This window comes from Pseudomonas sp. MD195_PC81_125 (genome assembly GCF_014060985.1).
Classification (GTDB): Bacteria; Pseudomonadota; Gammaproteobacteria; order Pseudomonadales; family Pseudomonadaceae; genus Aquipseudomonas; species Aquipseudomonas parakoreensis.
Map to the genome: position 1 here is coordinate 1 of NZ_JABULD010000963.1, position 634 is coordinate 634.

The window sequence follows — 634 nt, forward strand, 5'->3', positions numbered from 1 at the left end:
GGGTTCATTCGGCGATGCATTTGATTCATTGCATGCTCGAGCGGACGCTCGGGCGAGCGATTGCGCATCCGGTTCGTTCGCCGCTGAGCGACGAGGGTGGCGAGAACCAATACGAGTTTGTCGGTGAGTTCGACGAAGACAGTCTGAGGCGCGCAACAGATGCCTTGAACGAGTTTTGCTCTGCAAGTCATGAGATTCGTACGGAAGCGGATACCCGCCAGGGACAGGGATTTCGTTGGTGGCAATGCGAAGACTGGTCAATCCCCTGTGGGGGCGTTCATGTGCGTAATACGCAAGAAATAGGCGTGGTGACTTCCAGTATGAAGATCAAGAAAAACACGACCAGAGTGCTTGTCACTCTGTCGGCAGAGGCGGAAGAGCTTGGATAGCAAACGTGCGTTTGGCGCATTTCTCATGCAGTTTCGAATCGACGCGGGGCATCTGAAGATCTCCACGTTTCTCGACGAGGTCAATATTCCGTTCTCGGCCAATTACTACCGCGACGTCGAGGCCGGAAGGAAATACCTGAGTATCGATGCTGCCGTCGAACTGCATGATCACCTTGGCATCGACGCGGCCAGCAAAGCCAGTTTTGATTATTTCTGGCACTACTTCAGGGATTTGTTGCCGGCGG

Annotated in this window: 2 pseudogenes; both read left to right on the plus strand. The window is 54.1% G+C overall.

Features of this window, described 5'->3' with window-relative positions:
- Nucleotides 1-389 (plus strand): annotated as a pseudogene (locus HT737_RS30605) (alanyl-tRNA editing protein); the annotation flags it as partial.
- Between the two features lie 25 nt (nt 390-414).
- Nucleotides 415-634 (plus strand): annotated as a pseudogene (locus HT737_RS30610) (hypothetical protein); the annotation flags it as partial.